This is a genomic window from Aneurinibacillus tyrosinisolvens, from assembly GCF_001015055.1.
Taxonomy (GTDB): domain Bacteria; phylum Bacillota; class Bacilli; order Aneurinibacillales; family Aneurinibacillaceae; genus Aneurinibacillus_A; species Aneurinibacillus_A tyrosinisolvens.
In genome coordinates, this window is record NZ_BBWZ01000096.1 from 1 (window position 1) to 3,106 (window position 3,106).

At 46.7% G+C, this 3,106-nt stretch carries 2 protein-coding genes, 15 tRNA genes and 1 pseudogene; 1 reads left to right on the forward strand and 17 read right to left on the reverse strand.

Going from position 1 to position 3,106, the window contains the following annotated elements:
- Positions 1 to 294: 294 nt before the first annotated feature.
- Positions 295 to 477, reverse strand: a complete 183-nt coding sequence (locus tag MBEAL2_RS28320; RefSeq protein ID WP_047155533.1) for a hypothetical protein — start codon at positions 475 to 477, stop codon at positions 295 to 297.
- Positions 478 to 727: 250 nt separating this feature from the next.
- Here MBEAL2_RS28320 and MBEAL2_RS28325 point away from each other — a divergent pair, with 250 nt between their 5' ends.
- Positions 728 to 985: a hypothetical protein gene (locus MBEAL2_RS28325; RefSeq protein ID WP_047155534.1), complete on the forward strand. Its 258-nt coding sequence runs from the start codon at positions 728 to 730 to the stop codon at positions 983 to 985.
- Positions 986 to 1,194: 209 nt separating this feature from the next.
- Here MBEAL2_RS28325 and MBEAL2_RS28330 read toward each other — a convergent pair.
- From MBEAL2_RS28330 to MBEAL2_RS28405, 16 genes and pseudogenes are all read right to left on the reverse strand, one after another.
- Positions 1,195 to 1,269: transfer RNA gene (locus MBEAL2_RS28330), tRNA-Arg, on the reverse strand.
- A 5-nt stretch (positions 1,270 to 1,274) separates the two neighbouring features.
- Positions 1,275 to 1,366, reverse strand: a tRNA-Ser gene (locus tag MBEAL2_RS28335).
- Positions 1,367 to 1,382: 16 nt separating this feature from the next.
- Positions 1,383 to 1,458, reverse strand: a tRNA-His gene (locus tag MBEAL2_RS28340).
- A gap of 17 nt (positions 1,459 to 1,475) precedes the next feature.
- Positions 1,476 to 1,564 (reverse strand) — tRNA-Ser (locus tag MBEAL2_RS28345).
- A gap of 21 nt (positions 1,565 to 1,585) precedes the next feature.
- A tRNA-Arg gene (locus MBEAL2_RS28350) sits at positions 1,586 to 1,662 on the reverse strand.
- Between the two features lie 11 nt (positions 1,663 to 1,673).
- Positions 1,674 to 1,750: pseudogene (locus MBEAL2_RS28355) on the reverse strand.
- A 78-nt stretch (positions 1,751 to 1,828) separates the two neighbouring features.
- Positions 1,829 to 1,904, reverse strand: a tRNA-Met gene (locus tag MBEAL2_RS28360).
- A 19-nt stretch (positions 1,905 to 1,923) separates the two neighbouring features.
- Positions 1,924 to 2,000: transfer RNA gene (locus tag MBEAL2_RS28365), tRNA-Met, on the reverse strand.
- Between the two features lie 48 nt (positions 2,001 to 2,048).
- Positions 2,049 to 2,133 (reverse strand) — tRNA-Tyr (locus MBEAL2_RS28370).
- A 49-nt stretch (positions 2,134 to 2,182) separates the two neighbouring features.
- Positions 2,183 to 2,258 (reverse strand) — tRNA-Thr (locus MBEAL2_RS28375).
- Positions 2,259 to 2,282: 24 nt separating this feature from the next.
- Positions 2,283 to 2,358: transfer RNA gene (locus MBEAL2_RS28380), tRNA-Phe, on the reverse strand.
- A 24-nt stretch (positions 2,359 to 2,382) separates the two neighbouring features.
- Positions 2,383 to 2,458 (reverse strand) — tRNA-Ala (locus MBEAL2_RS28385).
- A gap of 16 nt (positions 2,459 to 2,474) precedes the next feature.
- A tRNA-Asp gene (locus MBEAL2_RS28390) sits at positions 2,475 to 2,551 on the reverse strand.
- Positions 2,552 to 2,729: 178 nt separating this feature from the next.
- Positions 2,730 to 2,805, reverse strand: a tRNA-Met gene (locus tag MBEAL2_RS28395).
- Positions 2,806 to 2,829: 24 nt separating this feature from the next.
- Positions 2,830 to 2,905 (reverse strand) — tRNA-Val (locus tag MBEAL2_RS28400).
- Positions 2,906 to 2,942: 37 nt separating this feature from the next.
- Positions 2,943 to 3,019: transfer RNA gene (locus MBEAL2_RS28405), tRNA-Glu, on the reverse strand.
- Positions 3,020 to 3,106 lie beyond the last annotated feature (87 nt).

The window sequence follows — 3,106 nt, forward strand, 5'->3', positions numbered from 1 at the left end:
TCGAAAAGAGGTGATGCAGCTGCGGTTTCGATAAGCAAAGACCCAGAGCAAGAACGAACTTGACGATAGACGAATAGAAGGATACCATGACCCTAAGACATCTCCTTTTTGTGAATGGATTTGGTGTGGTAACCTTCCCATTCCACAAAAATGGGGGTGTCATTCTTTATTTAGAAGACATTCCAAAACTAGGCCATTATTTGACAAATCATTCGACATATTTTTTGCAAGACTCAAGTTATTTAACTTATTATCTTCGCAAAACTGGTCCAGATTTTCCTTCTCATATACATCTTATTGTTGCGAGCGGCCGGAAAAGGATATCGGATAATCGACAGCAGGTTCTTTGTATGGCATGATGATTTTTTCTAACTTCTCGTAACTCATTTTTTCTGTATTTCCCAATAAAATAGGAATAGCATCCGGTGGATAGCCGTAATCCTGAAATAATTTAATTCTCTTCTCTGCGTCCTCCATTATAAACACCTCCGTTTTGCTACCTATTCTATAGTTTCCTGTATATTTTAAAAAAGACGAACCTTATTCTGTGAATAAACATCAACAGCGGATTTAACCAGGTCAACAAAAATGCTTATCTGGTATCAGCCTTATTATTTTTGAGAACAATTAGGGAAATACTGGTTTTATTTTGTCATTAGATACGTGTTATAATGAAAATTCCTGCATACAGGAAGCATATTATCATCTATAAAGGGGCTGGTTTTCCATGGATAGCATTCAAGGTAAATTCGAACTCGTTAATGGCAGCGGAAAAATAACTGTTAAGAATGGGGACGCTTTACCATTGATAGCGGGAAAAGCAATTGAACTATTTCATCCTGAACTCGGATGGATTCCAGCTATTTATACAGGTAATGGAGAAGCCATTCACACCCGAGGAACATACCAGTTGAAAACGGGAGAGATAGTTAAGGTTCATCAATCTCCCTATGCCTTTGTAGGAGAATACACAGACGAATACTAGAAATTAGAAGCCCTTTTTAAGGGCTTTTTCTTTTACCTACATAAACTGCCGTATTAATAAAGGGTAAAGTTAACTTTCAGGATAAATAAAAAAGGCAACCCTTATTCAAGGATTCCCTTTGGATTCATGAAGTATGTAGTGGCGCCGAGGACCGGAGATCATTACCCCCTTCAAGATAGCGTGTCTGCCAATTCCACCACGACTGCATATGGTGAGCCTACCAGGATTCGAACCTGGGCACCTGGTACCGGAAACCAGTGCTCTATCCCCTGAGCTATAGGCCCATGTATGGCGGAGAAGGAGGGATTCGAACCCTCGCACGGTATGACCCGTCTACTCCCTTAGCAGGGGAGCCCCTTATAGCCACTTGGGTACTTCTCCATTTTTTAATTAAAGATGGGGCGACCGATGGGAATCGAACCCACGAGTGTCGGAGCCACAATCCGATGCGTTCACCACTTCGCCACGGCCGCCATCATGATAAGAAAACTGGCGGAGGGAGCAGGATTCGAACCCGCGTGGGCTTGCACCCTAACGGTTTTCAAGACCGCCCCGTTATGACCACTTCGGTATCCCTCCGCAATAATCGATATGAACTTCTGGCGTCCTAGGAGAGATTCGAACTCCCGACACACGGCTTAGAAGGCCGTTGCTCTATCCAACTGAGCTACTGAGACAAATAAACCTCTGGCAGGGGCAGTAGGAATCGAACCCACATTGGAGGTTGTTTTGGAGACCTCTGTTCTACCGTTAAACTATGCCCCTATTTGGTTGCACCCTGGCGGGTACTCCCGATTTCATTCTAGCGCAGAAGATAACTCGACGCAGTAAGAATGAGTATTATGGTTGCGGGGGCAGGACTTGAACCTGCGGCCTTCGGGTTATGAGCCCGATGAGCTGCCAACTGCTCCACCCCGCGATAATCCTAAGAATAAATATGGTAGCAGCGGAGGGGATCGAACCCCCGACCTTACGGGTATGAACCGTACGCTCTAGCCAGCTGAGCTACACCGCCATAGTCAAAGTCCGTTGTCTTACCGCTTGGTTATACCCCAATAAAGAATGGTGGAGGGGGACGGATTCGAACCGCCGAACCCTCAGGGAGCGGATTTACAGTCCGCCGCGTTTAGCCACTTCGCTACCCCTCCACAAACATCTATGTCAAACCACTTACGTGGTGTGATTTACACATAAAAATGGTGCCGGCGAAAGGACTTGAACCCTCAACCCCCTGATTACAAGTCAGGTGCTCTACCAATTGAGCTACACCGGCACATTCCATATTAAAATGTTAAAGTGGTGGCTCGGGACGGAATCGAACCGCCGACACGAGGATTTTCAGTCCTCTGCTCTACCGACTGAGCTACCGAGCCTTCACTATGTATCGTAAACAATTATGGTGGAGGTAAGCGGGATCGAACCGCTGACCTCCTGCTTGCAAGGCAGGCGCTCTCCCAGCTGAGCTATACCCCCACATTTTGTTTATAAATGGCGGAGCCGACGGGACTCGAACCCGCGACCTCCGGAGTGACAGTCCAGCGTGAACTCCAACTTCACCACGGCTCCATAATAGGTTACTTCGTATTAACATTAATTGGTTGCACCCTGGCGGGTACGCCTGATTTCATTCTAGCGCAGAAGTTAATTCGGCGTAGTAAGAATGAACATTATGGTTGCACCCTTGCGGGTACACCTGATCTAATCCGAACAAAGAAGTATCTCGACGTAGCACGGATTAACATTATGGTTGCGGGGGCAGGACTTGAACCTGCGACCTTCGGGTTATGAGCCCGACGAGCTGCCAACTGCTCCACCCCGCGACAATCATTAGTGTATAGAATATATGGTGGAGGATGACGGGATCGAACCGCCGACCCTCTGCTTGTAAGGCAGATGCTCTCCCAGCTGAGCTAATCCTCCGACGCACAGGACGTTGCGGTTGTTAGCGATGCATAGATGGTGACCCGTAGGGGATTCGAACCCCTGAATGCATGCGTGAAAGGCATGTGAGTTAAGCCGCTTCTCCAACGGGCCAAGACATAAAAAAGGTTCCGAAACAGAGAGCCTACTGGGCTAAATATTACGGAACGCTTCTTTCTTTTTACACCTTCAAAACTGAAT

What these genes read in the sequence shown, in the direction of transcription:
- MBEAL2_RS28320 (WP_047155533.1), bottom strand. Translation starts at nt 477, where the DNA reads ATGGAGGACGCAGAGAAGAGAATTAAATTATTTCAGGATTACGGCTAT.
- MBEAL2_RS28325 (WP_047155534.1), top strand. Translation starts at nt 728, where the DNA reads ATGGATAGCATTCAAGGTAAATTCGAACTCGTTAATGGCAGCGGAAAA.